17 protein-coding genes and 1 tRNA gene are annotated in these 17,215 nt (G+C 68.1%); 15 read left to right on the top strand and 3 right to left on the bottom strand.

The features are described 5' to 3' along the window. Window positions 1–3: 3 nt before the first annotated feature. The 5 genes from ACEWX3_RS15295 to ACEWX3_RS15275 all read left to right on the top strand — a co-directional run bounded on the left by ACEWX3_RS15295 (window position 4) and on the right by ACEWX3_RS15275 (window position 5,779). A complete protein-coding gene (locus ACEWX3_RS15295) occupies window positions 4–942 on the top strand; it encodes a copper transporter (protein WP_374157000.1) in 939 nt (312 codons plus the stop codon). 141 nt (window positions 943–1,083) lie between these two features. Beyond that, the gene (locus tag ACEWX3_RS15290) at window positions 1,084–2,835 is read left to right on the top strand and encodes a CTP synthase (protein ID WP_207067133.1); all 1,752 of its coding nucleotides are present in this window, start codon (window positions 1,084–1,086) and stop codon (window positions 2,833–2,835) included. Then, window positions 2,828–3,484 (top strand): NUDIX domain-containing protein, encoded by a 657-nt coding sequence (locus ACEWX3_RS15285; protein WP_374156999.1) that lies wholly within the window; start codon window positions 2,828–2,830, stop codon window positions 3,482–3,484. Before ACEWX3_RS15290 ends, ACEWX3_RS15285 begins: the two co-directional genes overlap by 8 nt. Before the next feature lie 17 nt (window positions 3,485–3,501). Continuing rightward, entirely contained in the window at window positions 3,502–4,440 is a 939-nt protein-coding gene (gene xerD / locus ACEWX3_RS15280) for a site-specific tyrosine recombinase XerD (RefSeq protein WP_374159866.1), read from the top strand. 124 nt (window positions 4,441–4,564) lie between these two features. After that, window positions 4,565–5,779, top strand: coding sequence for an IS110 family transposase (locus tag ACEWX3_RS15275; RefSeq protein ID WP_374159865.1), 1,215 nt, complete (start codon window positions 4,565–4,567; stop codon window positions 5,777–5,779). A gap of 351 nt (window positions 5,780–6,130) precedes the next feature. On the opposite strand, the gene ACEWX3_RS15270 is transcribed toward ACEWX3_RS15275, so the two are convergent. Next, window positions 6,131–6,835 carry an O-methyltransferase gene (locus tag ACEWX3_RS15270; protein WP_374159864.1) on the bottom strand — a complete coding sequence of 235 codons (705 nt, stop codon included), beginning with the start codon at window positions 6,833–6,835 and terminating at the stop codon, window positions 6,131–6,133. A 347-nt stretch (window positions 6,836–7,182) separates the two neighbouring features. Between ACEWX3_RS15270 and ACEWX3_RS15265 the strand changes: the two genes are divergently transcribed. The 8 genes from ACEWX3_RS15265 to ACEWX3_RS15230 all read left to right on the top strand — a co-directional run bounded on the left by ACEWX3_RS15265 (window position 7,183) and on the right by ACEWX3_RS15230 (window position 14,604). Further along, a complete protein-coding gene (locus ACEWX3_RS15265; RefSeq protein ID WP_207067131.1) occupies window positions 7,183–8,055 on the top strand; it encodes a ParA family protein in 873 nt (290 codons plus the stop codon). Beyond that, window positions 8,052–8,867 (top strand): segregation/condensation protein A, encoded by an 816-nt coding sequence (locus ACEWX3_RS15260; protein WP_207067130.1) that lies wholly within the window; start codon window positions 8,052–8,054, stop codon window positions 8,865–8,867. The genes ACEWX3_RS15265 and ACEWX3_RS15260 overlap by 4 nt, the downstream gene beginning before the upstream one ends. Before the next feature lie 17 nt (window positions 8,868–8,884). After that, window positions 8,885–9,706 carry an SMC-Scp complex subunit ScpB gene (gene scpB / locus ACEWX3_RS15255; protein ID WP_374156998.1) on the top strand — a complete coding sequence of 274 codons (822 nt, stop codon included), beginning with the start codon at window positions 8,885–8,887 and terminating at the stop codon, window positions 9,704–9,706. A 2-nt stretch (window positions 9,707–9,708) separates the two neighbouring features. Next, the gene (locus tag ACEWX3_RS15250) at window positions 9,709–10,452 is read left to right on the top strand and encodes a pseudouridine synthase (RefSeq protein WP_207067128.1); all 744 of its coding nucleotides are present in this window, start codon (window positions 9,709–9,711) and stop codon (window positions 10,450–10,452) included. Beyond that, on the top strand, window positions 10,449–11,168 hold the full coding sequence (gene cmk / locus ACEWX3_RS15245; protein WP_374156997.1) for a (d)CMP kinase: 720 nt from the start codon (window positions 10,449–10,451) through the stop codon (window positions 11,166–11,168). Before ACEWX3_RS15250 ends, cmk begins: the two co-directional genes overlap by 4 nt. Further along, a complete protein-coding gene (gene der / locus ACEWX3_RS15240; RefSeq protein WP_374156996.1) occupies window positions 11,165–12,568 on the top strand; it encodes a ribosome biogenesis GTPase Der in 1,404 nt (467 codons plus the stop codon). Before cmk ends, der begins: the two co-directional genes overlap by 4 nt. Window positions 12,569–12,685: 117 nt before the next feature. Beyond that, a complete protein-coding gene (locus ACEWX3_RS15235) occupies window positions 12,686–13,453 on the top strand; it encodes a sulfite exporter TauE/SafE family protein (RefSeq protein WP_152519710.1) in 768 nt (255 codons plus the stop codon). 215 nt (window positions 13,454–13,668) lie between these two features. Then, window positions 13,669–14,604 (top strand): sulfite exporter TauE/SafE family protein, encoded by a 936-nt coding sequence (locus ACEWX3_RS15230; RefSeq protein WP_374156995.1) that lies wholly within the window; start codon window positions 13,669–13,671, stop codon window positions 14,602–14,604. On the opposite strand, the gene ACEWX3_RS15225 is transcribed toward ACEWX3_RS15230, so the two are convergent. Further along, window positions 14,584–16,068, bottom strand: coding sequence for a cryptochrome/photolyase family protein (locus ACEWX3_RS15225; protein WP_374156994.1), 1,485 nt, complete (start codon window positions 16,066–16,068; stop codon window positions 14,584–14,586). The genes ACEWX3_RS15230 and ACEWX3_RS15225 overlap by 21 nt on opposite strands. Window positions 16,069–16,194: 126 nt before the next feature. Here ACEWX3_RS15225 and ACEWX3_RS15220 point away from each other — a divergent pair. Next, window positions 16,195–16,271 (top strand) — tRNA-Pro (locus ACEWX3_RS15220). On the opposite strand, the gene ACEWX3_RS15215 is transcribed toward ACEWX3_RS15220, so the two are convergent. Next, window positions 16,234–16,434, bottom strand: a complete 201-nt coding sequence (locus ACEWX3_RS15215; protein WP_374159997.1) for a hypothetical protein — start codon at window positions 16,432–16,434, stop codon at window positions 16,234–16,236. The genes ACEWX3_RS15220 and ACEWX3_RS15215 overlap by 38 nt on opposite strands. A gap of 197 nt (window positions 16,435–16,631) precedes the next feature. On the opposite strand from ACEWX3_RS15215, the gene ACEWX3_RS15210 reads away from it, so the two are divergent. Beyond that, window positions 16,632–17,111, top strand: a complete 480-nt coding sequence (locus ACEWX3_RS15210) for a CAP domain-containing protein (RefSeq protein ID WP_374159863.1) — start codon at window positions 16,632–16,634, stop codon at window positions 17,109–17,111. Window positions 17,112–17,215: the final 104 nt, after the last annotated feature.

Here is a 17,215-nt window from a genome sequence, read left to right as displayed (position 1 = left end):
ACCGTGATCTCGTTGCGTTCGCATGCCATCTCCCTGGCCGCGGTGTTCCTGGCGCTGGCCATCGGGGTCGCGCTGGGGTCGGGGCTGCTGTCGAACACCGTGCTCTCGGGACTGCGCGACGACAAGAACGAGATGCAGAACCAGATCGACACGCTCACCGACGAGCGCAACGCGCTCACCGAAAAGCTCAGCGCAGCCAACGATTTCGATGCACAGATGGCTCCGCGCATCGTCAGTGGTGCGCTGGCGGACAAATCGGTGGTGGTCTTCCGCACCCCCGACGCCGCAGACGACGACGTCGACGCGGTGTCACGTCTGGTCACCGACGCCGGCGGCCGGGTGACGGGCACGATCGGACTGACCCAGGAGTTCGTCGACGCCAACTCCGCGGAGAAGCTGCTGTCGGTGGTCAATTCGCCGATCGTGCCGGCCGGCGCGCAACTGAACTCCGCGACGGTCGACCAGGGCTCCCAAGCCGGGGATCTGCTGGGCATCGCCCTGCTGACCGCGGGTCCTGACGCCCCGCCGGTCGATGACACCCAACGGGACACCGTGCTCGCCGCGCTGCGCGACACCGGCTTCATCAGCTACGGCCCCGAGCGGGTCGGCGCGGCCGACACCGCGTTGGTCGTCACCGGCGGCGCCCTCGGGGAGGACGCGGGCAATCAGGGTGCCACCGTGGCCCGATTCTCCGGCGGCCTGGCCCAACATGGGTCCGGCACCGTGCTGGCCGGCCGGGACGGTTCGGCCTCGGGCACCTCCGCCATCGCGGTGACCCGCTCGGATGAGGCTCTGACCAGCACCGTCAGCACCGTCGACGACGTCGGCAGCAGCGCGGGCCGCATCACCTCCGTGCTCGCCCTGAGCGCTCTGATCAATGGTCGCGAACCGGGCCAGTTCGGCATCGGCCCGGGCGCCGAAGCCGTCACGGTGCCCCGCTGAGCGTGCTCGCCCGCGTGTCAACAACGCGGTGTCGCGGTCGGTGTTAGGGTGGGGTTCCGTGGGTCGGCAGGCCCCAACCGGGCTTGATCTCGACGGAAGCCCAACCCCAGTAAGCCCTGCCCGTCGTCACGGAGGTCGCACTTGCCCGCGCTACGCAAGCACCCGCAAACCGCGACAAAGCATCTCTTCGTCACCGGTGGCGTGGTCTCCTCGCTGGGCAAGGGTCTGACCGCTTCCAGCCTCGGTCAGCTGCTCACCGCGCGCGGCCTGCAGGTGACGATGCAGAAGCTCGATCCCTACCTCAACGTCGACCCCGGCACCATGAACCCGTTCCAGCACGGTGAGGTGTTCGTCACCGAGGACGGCGCCGAAACCGACCTCGATGTCGGTCACTACGAGCGTTTTCTGGACCGCAACCTGTCGGGCTCGGCCAATGTGACCACCGGGCAGGTGTATTCGTCGGTCATCGCCAAGGAGCGCCGCGGCGAGTACCTCGGCGACACCGTGCAGGTCATCCCGCACATCACCGACGCGATCAAGGAACGCGTGCTGGCCATGGCCGAGGCCGACAGCGACGGCAACCGCCCGGACGTGGTGATCACCGAGATCGGTGGCACCGTCGGTGACATCGAGTCGCTGCCGTTCCTGGAGGCGGCCCGCCAGGTGCGCCACGAGGTGGGGCGGGAGAACTGCTTTTTCCTGCACTGCTCGCTGGTGCCCTACATGGCGCCGTCCGGCGAGCTGAAGACCAAGCCGACGCAGCATTCGGTGGCCGCGCTGCGCAGCATCGGTATCACTCCGGATGCGTTGATCCTGCGCTGTGACCGTGACGTCCCCGAACCGCTGAAGAACAAGATCGCACTGATGTGCGACGTCGATGTGGACGGATGTATCTCCACCCCGGACGCGCCGTCGATCTACGACATCCCCAAGGTACTGCACCGAGAAGAGCTCGACGCCTACGTGGTGCGACGGCTCAACCTGCCGTTCCGCGACGTCGACTGGACGCAGTGGAACGACCTGCTGCGCCGAGTGCACGAGCCTCGCGAAACGGTGCGGGTGGCTCTGGTCGGCAAGTACATCGACCTGTCCGACGCCTACCTGTCGGTGGCCGAGGCGCTGCGCGCCGGCGGGTTCGCCCACCACGCGCGGGTGGAGATGCGCTGGGTGGCCTCTGATGACTGCGAGACCGACGCCGGGGCGGCGGCGGCACTGGCCGACGTCGACGGGGTACTGATTCCCGGCGGTTTCGGCATTCGCGGCATCGAGGGCAAGATCGGCGCGATCCGGTACGCCCGCCGGCGCAAGCTGCCCGTCCTCGGCCTGTGCCTGGGGCTGCAGTGCATCGTGATCGAAGCCGCCCGCTCGGTGGGTCTGACCGAAGCCAACTCGGCGGAGTTCGACCCCGCCACGCCGGACCCGGTGATCTCGACGATGGCCGACCAGCGCGACGCCGTGGCCGGTGAAGCCGACCTGGGTGGCACCATGCGCCTGGGTGCCTACCCGGCCATGCTGGACGAGGGCTCGGTGGTCGCCAAGGCCTACGACGCGACCGAAGTGTCCGAACGGCACCGTCACCGCTATGAGGTCAACAACCTCTACCGCGAGAAGATCGCCGAGAGCGGGCTGCGCTTCTCCGGCACGTCGCCCGACGGTCACCTCGTCGAGTTCGTCGAATACCCGCCGGAGGTGAACCCGTTCCTGGTGGGCACCCAGGCCCACCCGGAGCTCAAGAGCCGGCCCACCCGCCCGCACCCGCTGTTCGTCGCGTTCATCGGCGCGGCGGTGGACTACAAGAACGAAGAACGTCTGCCTGTGGAGATGCCGGAGATGCCCGCCCACGGCTCCAACGGCGCCGAGCACGCTCTCGAGGACGCGCCGACCCGTGGCTGAGGAGAACCCGCCGGGCTCGGCTCGCGAGCCCGGCGCCCACGAGTTCTCCACGGCCGCATCGGAAACCCTGTACGTGGGCAAGATCTTCGCGTTGCGCGCCGACGAGGTCCGGATGCCCGGCGGCGGCACCGCCCGCCGGGAGGTCGTCGAGCACTTCGGCGCGGTCGCCGTCCTCGCCCTCGACGACGACGGCAGCGTCGTGCTGATCCATCAGTACCGCCACCCGTTCGGCCGCAGGTTGTGGGAGTTGCCCGCGGGGCTGCTCGACTTCAGCGGCGAGCCGCCACATCAGACCGCGGCACGCGAGCTGGCTGAGGAGGTCGGCCTGGCCGCCGAGCAGTGGCACACCCTCGTCGACCTCGACTCCGCACCGGGGTTCTGCGACGAGAGTGTTCGGGTCTTCCTGGCCACCGGCCTGAGCGAGGTCGACCGGCCGCAGGCCCACGACGAGGAAGCCGACCTCGTCGTGCGCAGGGTCCCGCTGTCGGAAGCGGTGCAGATGGTGTTCTCCGGCGAGATCGTCAACGCCATCTCGGTGGCCGGCATCCTGGCCGCACAGGTGATGCCCGACGTGACGTCGCTGCGCCCGGTGGACGCCCCGTGGACCGACCGGCCGACGGCGTTCTCGACCCGGATGGGGCATCGGTGAGCGACGCCTCGCTGACGGTGGGTGCGGCGCTCGAGGACCAGTTCCAGGGCTATCTCGACCACCTCGCGATCGAGCGGGGCGTGGCGGCCAACACGTTGAGCTCGTACCGGCGCGATCTGCGCCGCTACCGCGAGCACCTCAGCGGCCGTGGCATCGGCGACCTGGCTGCCGTCACCGAAGCCGACGTCAGCGACTTCCTCGTCGCGTTGCGGCGCGGCGACCCCGACAACGGAGTGGTGCCCCTGTCCGCGGTGTCCGCCGCCCGGGCCGTCATCGCCGTGCGCGGCCTGCACCGCTTCGCTGCGGCCGAGGGTATCGCCACGATCGACGTCGCCCGCGAGGTCAAGCCTCCGACACCGAGCCGGCGCCTGCCCAAGAGCCTGACGCTGGACGAGGTGCTGGCGCTGCTCGAGGCCGCGGGCGGGGACAGCGACGCCGACGGGCCGCTGACGTTGCGCAACCGGGCGCTGCTGGAGCTGCTGTATTCGACCGGCGCCCGTATCTCCGAGGCGGTCGGCCTGGATCTCGACGATGTGGACACCTCGGCGCGGTCGGTGCTGCTGGCGGGCAAGGGCGGCAAGCAGCGGTTGATCCCGATCGGGCGCCCCGCCGTGGCGGCGCTGGACGCCTATCTGGTGCGCGGTCGCCCCGACTTGGTGCGACGTGGCCGGGGCACCCCCGCGATCTTCCTCAACGCCCGCGGCGGGCGGCTGTCCCGGCAGAGTGCGTGGCAGGTGCTGCAGGATGCCGCCGAGCGCGCCGGCATCACCGCCACGGTGTCGCCCCACGTGCTGCGGCACTCGTTCGCCACCCACCTGCTCGACGGCGGGGCCGACGTGCGCGTCGTGCAGGAGCTGCTGGGCCACGCGTCGGTGACGACGACGCAGATCTACACGATGGTGACGGTCAACGCGATGCGGGAGGTGTGGGCCGGCGCCCACCCTCGGGCTCGCTGATATAGGTCGAGTTGGTCCTTCTCAAATGCCTCCGGAGGTGTCAGGAAGGGATCTGTAACTGATTCCTGTTGGGGTCCGTGTGTTGGCGCACGTGGACCTCCTGACACGCCCCGGAGGTGTTGTTGTGTCTGTGCAGATTGCTCCAGTCACGTCGTCCACGATCGTCGTTGCCGTCGATGTCGGCAAGACTTCAGCACTATTTTCGGTGACGGACGCGGCTCGCCATCGGCTGGTTGGTCCGTCGGAATTCGTGATGACCGGGTCGGGCCTGACCGCCGCGGTGGAGTGGGCGAAGGCTGTGGTGCCGCCGACCGGACGGGTCAAGGTCGGCGTTGAGGCTGCTGGTCACTATCACCGCCCAGTGCTCGACTATCGATGGCCGGATGGATGGGAGGTGTTGGAACTCAACCCTGCTCATGTCGCCGAGCAGCGTCGCGTGCAGGGCCGGCGCCGGGTCAAGACCGACGTGATCGATTTGGAGGCGATCACCGAGCTGGTGCTGGCCGGGCACGGTCGCCCGGTCACCGACTGTGATGTTGTGGTCAGTGAGATGAGCGCGTGGGCCTCCCATCGGAGTCGGCGGGTCGCCACGCGTACCGCGACGAAGAATCAACTGCTCGGGCAGCTGGACCGAACGTTTCCTGGACTGACCCTGGCGCTGCCCGACGTGCTGGGTACCAGGATCGGCCGACTGGTCGCCGCTGAGTTCACCGACCCGGCCCGGCTGGCAGGGCTTGGAGTCAGCCGGTTGATCCGGTTCGCCGCGACCCGCGACCTGCAGCTGCGCCGCCCGGTCGCCGAGCGTCTGGTCGCCGCCGCGCGCGATGCACTGCCGACTCGCGACGCCGTGATCGCCCGTCGGATACTGGCCAACGACCTGGCGTTGCTGGCCGATCTGGACGATCAGATCCAGGGCGCTGAGACCGCGTTGGCGTTATTGCTGCCGCGCAGCCCGTACGAGACCTTGACCACGGTGCCGGGCTGGGGTGTGGTGAGGGTGTCGAATTACGCTGCTGCCCTTGGCGATCCGCAACGGTGGCCAGGACCGCGGCAAATCTATCGTGCGGCTGGGCTGTCTCCAATGCAGTACGAATCGGCCCACAAACGCCGCGACGGCGCCATCAGCCGTGAAGGCAGCGTGGCGTTACGCCGCGCCCTGATCGACCTCGGCATCGGAATGTGGCACGCCGAGCCGGCGGCCAAGGCCTACGCCCACGCACTCAAGCAACGCGGCAAACACGGCGGCATCATCGCCTGCGCGCTGGCCCATCGCGCCAACCGCATCGCTTATGCACTCGTGCGCGATCGCGCCACTTACGAGTCGACCCGCTGGGCCTGAACTCCCAACACACACCTGAAAGGACTCGATAGACCCCCTTCACAACTCCCGTCGGTAGTGCCACGCTAAACGGATGGGACGAAGGGCCGGATCAGATGCCGTACGCGCTATGGCGGACCCTTACCGAGTTACGCCGTAACTAGCTTGGCACCCGGCCCTTCGCCTCCACGGCAGCCCGAACGACGCCAGATAACCCACCGAGGTTGCATACGTCAGCGTGGGCGCCAGGCACCCGCCCGACCCAGCACCACCACCGACCGCGCGCATTGACACCCCGCCCAGGGGTGGCGACCCACTACGGCCTCCACCTCACTTGACTCGACCTACAGCCAGCTAGTTCGACAGCAGTCGCTAGCCGCCGAGGTACTCCGACTCCAGCACCAGGTCGGGCAGCAGCGATTGATACTCGACGTGGGTCTTGTGCTCGACAGTGCGCCAGGACCGGCCCTCCTGCTCCCGCAGGAATCGCCGGTAGCCCGGGGCCCCGGGAACCCTCACGTTGTCGGCGACGACGATCGAACCGGGGTGCAGCCAGCCCCGAGCGATGATGCTGCGCAGGTCCGACAGGTACGCGTTCTTGTCGTGGTCGATGAACAGCAGGTCCACGGCGCCGTCGCCGAACCCGTGGTCGCGGGACAACGCGTCGAGAGTGCGGCCGCCGTCCCCGATCGTGCCCACCACGCAGGTGATCCGGTCGGCGACACCCGCATGAGTCCAGATCCGCCGGGCGACCTCAGCGTTGGCGGGGGAGAACTCCACCGAATACACCCGAGCCGCGGGAGCTGCACGCGCGATCCGCAACGCGCTGTAGCCGCAATACGTGCCGAGTTCGAGGACAATCGCCGGCTTCGCCCGGTGGACCGCCGCGTCGAGCAGCTCGCCTTTCTCGTCACCGATGTTGACCAGCATGGCCTGGTCGCGGGCGAACGTGTCGATGGCCGCCAGGGCTGCGTCGATGTCGCCGGGCGGCACCGCGTTCTCGACATGGGCGGCGCAGGCGGCCTCGCGTCCGTCGCCGATCTGCCCGGTTTTCAGGAACGAGGGCATACCGAGCATCAGCCGCCCCCACGACTGCAGTTTCTTCCTCACACCCACGCTGCCAGCGTAGGCGGGTGGGCAGCGGTCGCGTAAGCGCGCGGGCATCGTTCGCCGGGTGTGAGCGTGGGCATCGTTCGCCGAGTCTGAGCGTGGGCATCGTTGGCCGAGTGTGAGCTCTGTGCGATCCGTTCGCCGAGTGTGAGCTCTGTGCGATCTGCGGGCCGCTTTTTCGCACAGGGTTCACGCTCGGTGGCGCATCCATCGAGATCTCGCCTGCGGGTCTGCCTCACCGGCGCGACGCGCACCGTTAAACTTGCCCGGATGTCCGCGATGCCTGTGGGTTGCCTGACCAGCGACGGTCCGGCATGACCGACCCCACCGGCGGCGAAGCGCCCGAACCGGTCATCGGGTTGACCGGCCGGATCCCGCGGCAGATTCCCGAACCGCCACCGCGCACGACGCACGGACCCGCCAAGGTCATCGCGATGTGCAATCAGAAGGGCGGGGTCGGGAAGACCACCTCCACCATCAATCTGGGCGCCAGCCTGGCCGAGTACGGCCGCCGGGTGCTGCTGGTGGACCTCGACCCCCAGGGAGCGCTGTCCGCCGGGCTGGGGGTGCCGCACTACGAACTCGACAACACCGTGCACAACCTCCTGGTGGAGCCGCGGGTGTCCATCGACGACGTGCTGCTGACCACCCGGGTGCCGGGACTGGACCTGGTGCCCAGCAACATCGACCTGTCGGCCGCCGAGATCCAGCTGGTCAACGAGGTCGGTCGCGAACAGTCACTGGCCCGCGCGCTGTATCCGGTACTCGATCGCTACGACTACGTGCTGATCGACTGCCAGCCGTCGCTGGGCCTGCTGACCGTCAACGGGCTGGCCTGCGCCGACGGTGTGGTCATCCCGACCGAATGCGAGTACTTCTCGCTGCGCGGGCTGGCACTGCTCACCGACACCGTCGACAAGGTGCACGACCGCCTCAATCCCAAGCTGTCGATCAGCGGCATCTTGATCACCCGCTATGACCCACGCACCGTGAACTCGCGGGAGGTGATGGCGCGCGTCGTCGAGCGATTCGGCGACCTGGTGTTCGACACTGTCATCACCCGCACCGTGCGTTTCCCGGAGACCAGCGTGGCCGGCGAGCCGATCACCACCTGGGCGCCCAAGTCCGCGGGAGCCGAGGCCTACCGGGCGCTGGCGCGTGAGGTCATCCACCGGTTCGGCGCGTGAGCGAGACAACACCGGACAACGAAGCGACCCCCACCGGCTTCCAGGTCCGGCTGGCCAATTTCGAGGGGCCGTTCGACCTGCTGTTGCAGCTGATCTTCGCGCACCGACTCGACGTCACCGAGGTCGCGTTGCACCAGGTCACCGACGAGTTCATCGGCTACACCAAGATGATCGGCGCTCAGCTGGGTCTAGACGAGACGACGTCCTTTTTGGTGGTGGCCGCGACCCTGCTCGACTTGAAGGCGGCGCGTCTGCTGCCTGCCGGGGAAGTCCACGACGAAGACGACCTGGCGCTGCTGGAGGTCCGTGACCTGCTGTTCGCCCGGCTTCTGCAGTACCGGGCGTTCAAGCATGTCGCCGAGATGTTCGCCGAGCTGGAGGCCGCGGCGCTGCGCAGTTATCCACGTGCGGTGTCGCTCGAGGACCGCTTCTCCGATCTGCTGCCCGAGGTGATGCTCGGCGTCGACGCCGGGCGATTCGCCGAGATCGCCGCGACAGCGTTCACGCCCCGTCCGGTGCCCACTGTCGGCACCGATCACCTGCATCAGGTCTCGGTGTCAGTGCCTGAGCAGGCCGCGCACCTGTTGGGTCAGCTCGAGGGCCGCGGAGTGGGGCAGTGGGCGTCGTTTTCCGAGCTGGTCGCCGACTGCCAGGTGCCGATGGAGATCGTCGGCAGGTTCCTGGCGCTGCTCGAACTGTACCGCGCCCGGGCGGTAGCATTCGACCAATCAGAACCGCTTGGTGTGCTCCAGATTTCGTGGACCGGAGAGCGGCCCGACAGCGAGCAGCTGGCCACCGCCGACGCCGAGTGACACAGAACAGAAAGACGATGACTGACGACTTCGCGCCGGAACCGGCGAGCGCACCCGAACTGGAGTCCGACTCCGCAGAACCGGCCGGCGAAACCGAACTGCAGTCGGGCTCCGTGGAACCGGCGGGCGAACCCGAACTGCAGTCCGACCGCCCGGAACCGGCGAGCGAACCGGACTTCGAGTCCGACTTTCCCGAAGCGGACTCCCCGCTGGACGACGCCGAACTGGACGCGGTGCTCGAAGCGCTTCTGCTGGTCGTCGACACACCGGTGACGGTGGACGCGTTGGCCACCGCCACCGACCAGCCGCCGGCCCGGATCGCCGAGCGGCTGCAGCTTCTCGCCGGCGCGCTGGCGGACCGGGACAGCGGTATCGACCTGCGGGAGGCCGGCGGGGGCTGGCGCATGTACACCCGCGCGAGGTACGCCCCCTACGTGGAGAAGCTCCTGCTCGACGGGGCCCGTTCGAAGCTGACCCGGGCCGCTCTGGAGACCTTGGCCGTGGTGGCCTACCGGCAGCCGGTGACCCGGGCGCGGGTCAGCGCGGTGCGCGGGGTCAACGTCGACGCGGTGATGCGTACGCTGCTGGCGCGCGGGTTGATCACCGAAGCGGGGACCGACGTCGACTCCGGTGCGGTGACGTTCACCACCACCGAACTGTTTCTCGAGCGTCTCGGGCTCAGTTCGCTGGCCGACCTGCCCGACATCGCGCCGCTGTTGCCCGATGTGGATGTGATTGACGATCTGTCCGAAACACTCAGCGAGGAACCGCGATTCATGAAGCTCAACGGAGCGCCCGCTGTGCCGTCCGAGGCGTCGTTCGACGTGGACAAGGAATGACGATGTCCGACGAGACCGGTGTGCGCCTGCAGAAAGTGTTATCGCAGGCGGGAATCGCCTCCCGGCGGGTGGCCGAGAAGATGATCCGCGACGGCCGCGTCGAGGTCGACGGGGTGGTCATCACCGAACTGGGCACTCGCGTCGATCCCGCGGTCTCGGTGATCAGGGTCGACGGTGCCCGGATCTCGATCGACGACACTCTGGTGCACCTGGCGATCAACAAGCCGCGCGGGATGCACTCCACGATGTCCGACGATCGCGGCAGGCCCTGCGTCGGCGATCTGGTGGAGCACCGAGTTCGCGGCAACGCCAAGCTGTTTCACGTCGGCCGGTTGGACGCCGACACCGAGGGCCTGCTGTTGTTGACCAACGACGGAGAGCTCGCTCACCGCCTCATGCATCCCTCCTACGAAGTGCCCAAGACCTACCTGGCCACCGTCATGGGCGCGGTGCCGAAGGGGCTGGGCCGAAAGCTGCGCGACGGCATCGAACTCGACGACGGACCGGTGCGCGTGGACGACTTCGCCGTCGTCGACGCGGTGCCGGGCAAATCGCTGGTGCGGGTCACGCTGCATGAAGGCCGCAAACGCATCGTGCGCCGACTGCTGGCCGAAGTCGGTTTCCCGGTCCAGGAACTGGTGCGCACCGACATCGGCGCGGTCACCCTCGGCGACCAGCGCCCGGGCAGCATCCGGGTACTGACGCAGAAGGAAATCGGCGACCTCTACAAGGCGGTGGGCTTGTGAGCCGGGCACGGGTGATCGCCATCGACGGGCCGGCAGGCACCGGAAAATCCACGGTGGCAAGGGGTTTGGCGTCCGTCCTGGGTGCCAGTTATCTCGACACCGGAGCGATGTACCGCATCGTCACACTGGCCGCGCTGCGCCGGGGCGTGGATCTGGGCGATGCCGATGCGATCGCCGGCGCGGTCGCCGACGTCGAGCTCTCCGTCGGTCACGACCCCGGTGAGGATCGGTCCTTTCTGGCAGGGGAGGACGTGTCGACCGAGATCCGGGGCGACGCCGTCACGAAGGCGGTGTCAGCGGTCTCTGCGGTGCCCGCGGTGCGGACGCGACTGGTCGAACTGCAGCGGACGTTGGCGGGCGGCGCCGACGACGTCGTGGTCGAAGGCCGCGACATCGGAACCGTGGTGCTGCCCGACGCCGATGTGAAGATCTTTCTGACCGCGTCCGCCGAGGAGCGGGCGCGTCGCCGCAACGATCAGAACGTCGCCAACGGTCTGCCCGACGACTACGAGGCGGTGCTCGCCGATGTGAAGCGCCGCGACCACCTTGATTCCACGCGCCCGGTGTCGCCGTTGCGCGCCGCCGACGATGCCGCCGTGGTCGACACCAGCGACATGACGCAGTCCGAGGTGATCGCGTTCTTGACAGATCTCGTGGAGCGCACCGCACAAATGGGCGAGAAGCGGGTGCGCGAAGAACAGAGAGCAGAGCGATGACCGAATCCGACGGCACGTGGGTCGACGAGCGTGACTGGGAACTGGGCGCCGAAGAGGTAGCCGAGGCGATCGAGGAAACGTCGGCGCCGCCGCCCGTCGTGGCGGTGGTCGGGCGCCCCAATGTCGGTAAATCGACGCTGGTCAACCGCATTCTGGGCCGACGTGAGGCCGTGGTGCAGGACGTGCCGGGCGTGACCCGGGACCGGGTGTCCTACGACGCGCTGTGGTCCGGTCAGCGGTTCGTCGTGCAGGACACCGGCGGCTGGGAGCCCGACGCGAAAGGCCTGCAGCAACTGGTCGCCGAGCAGGCCTCGGTCGCGATGCGCACTGCCGACGCGATCATCTTCGTCGTCGACGCCACGGTCGGGGCCACCTCTGCCGACGAGGCTGCCGCCAAGATCCTGCAACGTTCGGGCAAGCCGGTGTTCCTGGCGGCCAACAAGGTCGACAGCGAGCGCGGTGAATCGGACGCCGCCGAGCTGTGGTCGCTGGGGCTGGGGGAGCCGCACGCGGTCAGCGCCATCCATGGTCGCGGCGTCGCCGATCTGCTCGACGTCGTCGTCGATGCGTTACCCACCGTCTCCGAGATGGTCGGCGGTGGTGGCGGGCCACGCCGTGTGGCGCTGGTGGGCAAACCGAACGTCGGCAAGTCCTCGCTGCTCAACCGGCTGTCCGGCGACGAGCGGTCGGTGGTCCACGACGCCGCCGGCACCACCGTCGATCCCGTCGACTCGTTGATCGAGATGGATGGCAAGTTGTGGCGGTTCGTCGACACGGCGGGTCTGCGCCGCAAAGTGGGTCAGGCCAGCGGCCATGAGTTCTATGCCTCGGTGCGCACCCACGGAGCGATCGACGCTGCCGAGGTGGCCATCGTGCTGATCGACGCGTCGCAGCCGCTGACCGAACAGGACCAGCGTGTGTTGTCGATGGTGATCGAAGCCGGGCGGGCGTTGGTGCTGGCGTTCAACAAGTGGGATCTGGTCGACGAGGACCGCCGTTATCTGTTGGACCGTGAGATCGACCTGGATCTGGCACAGCTGCCGTGGGCGCCGCGGGTCAACATCTCGGCCAAGACCGGGCGCGCGGTGCAGAAGCTGGTTCCGGCGCTGGAAACGGCGTTGGCCTCGTGGGACAAGCGCATCACGACGGGCCAGTTGAACTCGTTCCTCAAAGAGGTGGTTGCGGCGACGCCCCCACCGGTGCGCGGAGGCAAGCAGCCCCGGATCCTGTTCGCCACCCAGGCCGCCGCGCGGCCACCGACGTTCGTGCTGTTCACCACAGGTTTCCTGGAGGCCGGTTACCGCCGGTTCCTGGAGCGGCGCCTGCGCGAGACGTTCGGCTTCGAGGGCAGCCCGATCCGGATCAATGTCAGGGTCCGCGAGAAGCGAGCGAAGCGCTAGCGGCCCGCTCTGACGCCGAGTCTGCGGCCAGATCGCGCGTCGGGCCCGATCGGCGATCTCCCAGCAGACTCGAGCCGGTGGGCAGGCGATAGGGTTCTCCGAGTGCCCGTCGTCGACATGATCCTCATTGCATTGGCGGGTGTGGGAGCCGGCGCGATCAACGCGCTGGTCGGCTCCGGAACGCTGATCACCTTCCCGACGCTGGTGGCGCTGGGGTTGCCGCCGGTGACGGCGACAATGTCCAACGCCGTCGGCCTCGTCGCCGGCGGGGTGTCGGGCACCTGGGGGTACCGCCGGGAGCTGCGCGGTCAGGGCCGGCGGCTGGCGTGGCAGATCCCCGCCTCGTTCATCGGGGCGGGCTGCGGGGCGTGGCTGCTGCTACACCTGCCGGAAAAGGTGTTCGTCACCGTGGTCCCGGTTCTGCTGGTTATCGCCTTGGCGCTGGTGGTGATCGGGCCCAAGATCCAGAGCTGGGCACGTCAACGCGCCGAGAAGACCGGCCGCTCCGTCGACCACATCTCGGGACGGCGGATGGCGGCGCTGGTGGTGGCCACCTTCGCCGTCGGGGTGTACGGCGGCTACTTCACCGCAGCCCAGGGCATCATGCTGATCGCCGCGATGGGCGCTCTGCTGCCCGAAGACATGCAGCGGATGAATGCGGCGAAGAATCTGCTGTCGCTGGTGGTCAACGTCGTCGCCGCGGTGGCCTACACGGTGGTGGCATTCGACCGGATCAGCTGGGTGGCCGCGGGGCTGATCGCGGCGGGTTCGCTGATCGGCGGCTTCCTCGGTGCGCATTACGGACGTCGACTGTCACCGAACGTGCTGCGGGCGGTGATCGTGGTGGTGGGATTGATTGGGTTGTATCGGTTGTTGACCGTGTAGTCTGACCGAAGCTCGGAATTGGTTGACCGGACGATGGAGATGTCGATGACGGAACGCGTGCTCGCGCCCGCGCCGTCCGACGTGTCCGCGCTGGAGCCGTTCTGGCCTTCACGCCGCCTCATGGCTTTCGACGAGTGGTGTTGTCCGCGTCCCTGACGCGCACCCATCCGTCCATCGCGGTCGCCGCACGGTGACCCCACCCCCTGAAAGAAGCCATGCGTTCGCTTCTGATCTTCACGCTTGTCGGTGCCGGCGCCCAACTCGTCGACGGCGCTCTGGGCATGGCGTTCGGCGTCACCGCCACCACGCTGCTGGTGCTCTCCGGCGTCGGCGCCGCCCAGGCCAGCGCCGCGGTGCACCTGGCCGAGGTGGGCACCACGTTCGCCTCCGGTCTGTCGCACTGGAAGTTCAAGAACATCGACTGGGCCCTGGTGCTCAAGCTCGGGGCGCCCGGTGCGATCGGTGCGTTCGTCGGGGCGACGGTGCTGTCGTCGCTGGCCACCGAACACGCCGCACCGCTGATGGCCGCCATCCTCGTCGCGATCGGCACCTATGTGCTGCTTCGGTTTTCGCTGCGCACCCCGCTGACTTTCGGCACCCGCGGTACCAGTCACAGTGCGAAGTTCCTTGCGCCGCTGGGATTGTTCGGCGGCTTCATCGACGCCTCCGGTGGCGGCGGTTGGGGTCCGGTCACCACCAGCACGCTGCTCTCCCAAGGCAAGACCGCGCCGCGGACGGTGATCGGTTCGGTCAGCGCGTCGGAGTTCCTCGTGTCGGTGTCGGCGTCGCTGGGCTTCCTGATCGGGCTGCGTGAGGAATTCCTGGCCAATTGGCCGGTCGTGGTCGGTTTGATGGTGGGCGGCGTGATCGCCGCACCGTTCGCGGCGTGGTTGGTCAGCCGGGTCAGCCCCGCGCTGCTCGGCACCGCGGTGGGCGGCGTCATCGTGTTGACCAACAGCCAGAAGTTGGTGCACTTCTTCGGTATCGACTGGCCGTGGTCGTCGGTGATCTACGGCGTCATCGTCGTGGTGTGGGCGTCGCTGGTGTTCTACGCCTGGCGGGTCTCGCGGGCACCCCGGTACGCCCCGCAGGCGGGTGCAGAAGCCGCCACGGCGGCGGGGGACACCGACTCAGAATCGGTCACGCGCTGATTCCTGCTCGAGCACCGCGTCGAGATCGTTGAGGCGTTCCATCGTCGACACCGCCCGTCGGGTGCGGTTGTTGCGGGCCAGCAGGTCCCGGTGGCGGTGGGTGAACGCCCAGTAGCCCGCGGTGAACGGGCACGCGTCGTCGCCGACGCGCTTCTTCGGGTCGAAGGCGCAGTCGCGGCAGTGATCGCTCATCTTGTTGATGTAGGCGCCACCGGAGGCATAGGGCTTGGTGGCCAGCAGACCCCCGTCGGCGTGCTGGCTCATCCCGACGACGTTGGTGGGCATCACCCAGCGGTAGCCGTCGACGAACGCGGTGGCGAACCATTCGGTCAGTTGATCGGGCCGGTAGCTGCGCTGTAGGGCGTGGTTGCCGAGCACCATGAGGCGCTGGATGTGATGCACCCAGCCGCGGTCGCGGACCCCGGCCAGCGCTTCATGTAGGCAGCGGGCGGTGACGGCGTCGGCGTCCACGTCGGCCCACCATGTCGGCAGCCCCTTGCGGGCGTTGAGCTTGTTGTTGGTGGTGTAGTCCGGGCCGAAGTGCCAGTACAGGTGCCACATGTACTCCCGCCAGCCGAGGATCTGGCGGATGAAGCCCTCCACGGCCGCCAGCGGGGCCTTCTTGGTGCGGTACGCGCGCTCTGCGGCTTCGACGGCGTCGAGCGGATGCAGCACGCCGAGGTTCAGCGGGACGGACAGCAGGGAGTGCGACATCGCCCAGTCGTCGGCCATGATGGCGTCCTCATAGCGGCCGAAGGTGCCCAAGCGGTGGTCGATGAACCGGCTCAGGGCTCGTTTGGCTTCGGCGGGGGTCACGGCAAACAAGCGCGGCCCGTCGGCTCCGACGGTGTCGAGGTCCATGCCGTCGAGGTCGGCGCGGACCTTCTCGTCGATGTCGTCCTCCCGGGGGCGGTACGGTGCCGGCACGTCGAGGGTGGATTGATTCTTCGGTGGCGACTCACGGTTCTCTTCGTCGTAATTCCACCGGTTGCCGACGGGGTCGTCGCCGTCCATCAGCACACCGAAGCGGCGCCGCTGGTCGCGGTAGAAGTCCTCCATCCGGAAGCGTTGCCGGTTGCCGGCCCACTCGGCGAAGCCGTTGCGCGACAGCGCGAACGTCGGGTTGGGCAACACATCGGCGACCAAACCCTCGTCTTTGAGTCGGTACACGAATCGCTCGGCGGCGTGCGACGTGGGTTCGTGCACCAGGACCGGCCTGTTGAACCGGCGCAGTGCGTCGGTGTAGGTGTCGGCGTGCAGCAGGGTGGCGCGGTCACCCAGGTCGCGCTCGGCGTGGCGCAGCGCCGACAGCGTGAGGTGCAGTTTCTGACGGTGGTAGCGGCGTTTGCGCAGGGCCGCACTCGACTCGACGAGCAGAACTTCCCGGTGGGCGTGCTCCCCGCCGTACACGGCCGGCCCGAGCTGGTCGGCGAACAGCCAGAGGGGAGAGTCGTCACGCGCCATCAATCCGAGGGTAGGCGCGGGGGGTGCTGCGAAGTGTGACGATTCGGTGGCCGATGAGGCGGTTGGGATCTGGCCGGGTGGCTGAGGTAGGCTTTCGACCGCCTACCGGCGATCCCGGAGGCACCGCGGGCTGTGGCGCAGCTTGGTAGCGCACTTGACTGGGGGTCAAGTGGTCGCAGGTTCAAATCCTGTCAGCCCGACCATTGAAAACCCGCTCTGACCTGTGTCGGAGCGGGTTTCTTGGTTCTGCGGCTCGGCGGAGACCTGGCCGGGGCCTGCATCGCCCGAAGCGGGTGACTTTGCCACGTCGCCCCGACTCTGTTCGTCCTTCACATGGGCGTCGCCGACCACGAACCAGTCCGTCACGAGTCGCCATCGTCGAGAACGGCCCCCGGGATTGTGGTCCCCCGGCACGTCACCCGCTCCCGCGCTGTTGGTGCACTCGCCGCAACCGCCGCCGACAGATTTCTTCGATATCAGCACGGTTTGATCTCGGTCGTGTAACAAATTTCTATGGCGTCACGACAACACCACTGGTAACTGCAGGCACGGCAAGAGGCAACATCATGACGAAAGCCAAGGTCGTCGGGGTTCTCGCTCTCTGCACTGTCCTCACGACGGCGCTCGACACCACTGCGGGTTTCCGGGCGCAGGCCGACGGCCGCGCGGCCGGCATATACGTCGGGGTGAACCAGCAGCGTCAGAGCTGCGGGGCGATCGGCGAGGACCCCCGGTTGACGTCGGCCGCCCAGCGACACGCCGACGACATGCTGCACAACCGCGCCTACAGCCACATCGGTACCGACGGCTCCTCACCGCGGGCCCGCATGGCCGAGTCGGGTTACGGCGCCCTCGGGTCCACCGGAGAGATCGTCTACTGGGCCACGGGGTCTGCTGCGACAGCCGAAAGCGCCATCGCGTTCTGGATGCAGAGTCCCGGGCACCGCGCGATCATCCTGAACTGCGGGTTCACCTCCGGTGGCTTCGCCACGGCGTGGGACGGTCACACGATGACCGCCGTCGGCGACTTCGCCGGCCCGTAGACCCCCGGGCACCCAAAGGATCTCGCCTTGCGAGACGCCGAAGTGAGCCGATTGGCTCCAGGCTGAGACACGCGAACACGAAAGTCTCGAAATCGTCTCTTTTG

The organism is Mycobacterium sp. G7A2, assembly GCF_041902445.1.
GTDB lineage: Bacteria > Actinomycetota > Actinomycetes > Mycobacteriales > Mycobacteriaceae > Mycobacterium.
The sequence above is the reverse complement of the archived record's forward strand: the minus strand, read 5'-3'. Positions and strand labels throughout refer to the sequence as shown.

What these genes read in the sequence shown, in the direction of transcription:
- ACEWX3_RS15270 (WP_374159864.1), bottom strand. Translation starts at nt 6,835, where the DNA reads ATGCTCGGTATGCCCTCGTTCCTGAAAACCGGGCAGATCGGCGACGGA.
- ACEWX3_RS15265 (WP_207067131.1), top strand. Translation starts at nt 7,183, where the DNA reads ATGACCGACCCCACCGGCGGCGAAGCGCCCGAACCGGTCATCGGGTTG.
- scpB (WP_374156998.1), top strand. Translation starts at nt 8,885, where the DNA reads ATGACTGACGACTTCGCGCCGGAACCGGCGAGCGCACCCGAACTGGAG.
- ACEWX3_RS15250 (WP_207067128.1), top strand. Translation starts at nt 9,709, where the DNA reads ATGTCCGACGAGACCGGTGTGCGCCTGCAGAAAGTGTTATCGCAGGCG.
- der (WP_374156996.1), top strand. Translation starts at nt 11,165, where the DNA reads ATGACCGAATCCGACGGCACGTGGGTCGACGAGCGTGACTGGGAACTG.
- ACEWX3_RS15235 (WP_152519710.1), top strand. Translation starts at nt 12,686, where the DNA reads ATGATCCTCATTGCATTGGCGGGTGTGGGAGCCGGCGCGATCAACGCG.
- ACEWX3_RS15230 (WP_374156995.1), top strand. Translation starts at nt 13,669, where the DNA reads ATGCGTTCGCTTCTGATCTTCACGCTTGTCGGTGCCGGCGCCCAACTC.
- ACEWX3_RS15225 (WP_374156994.1), bottom strand. Translation starts at nt 16,068, where the DNA reads ATGGCGCGTGACGACTCTCCCCTCTGGCTGTTCGCCGACCAGCTCGGG.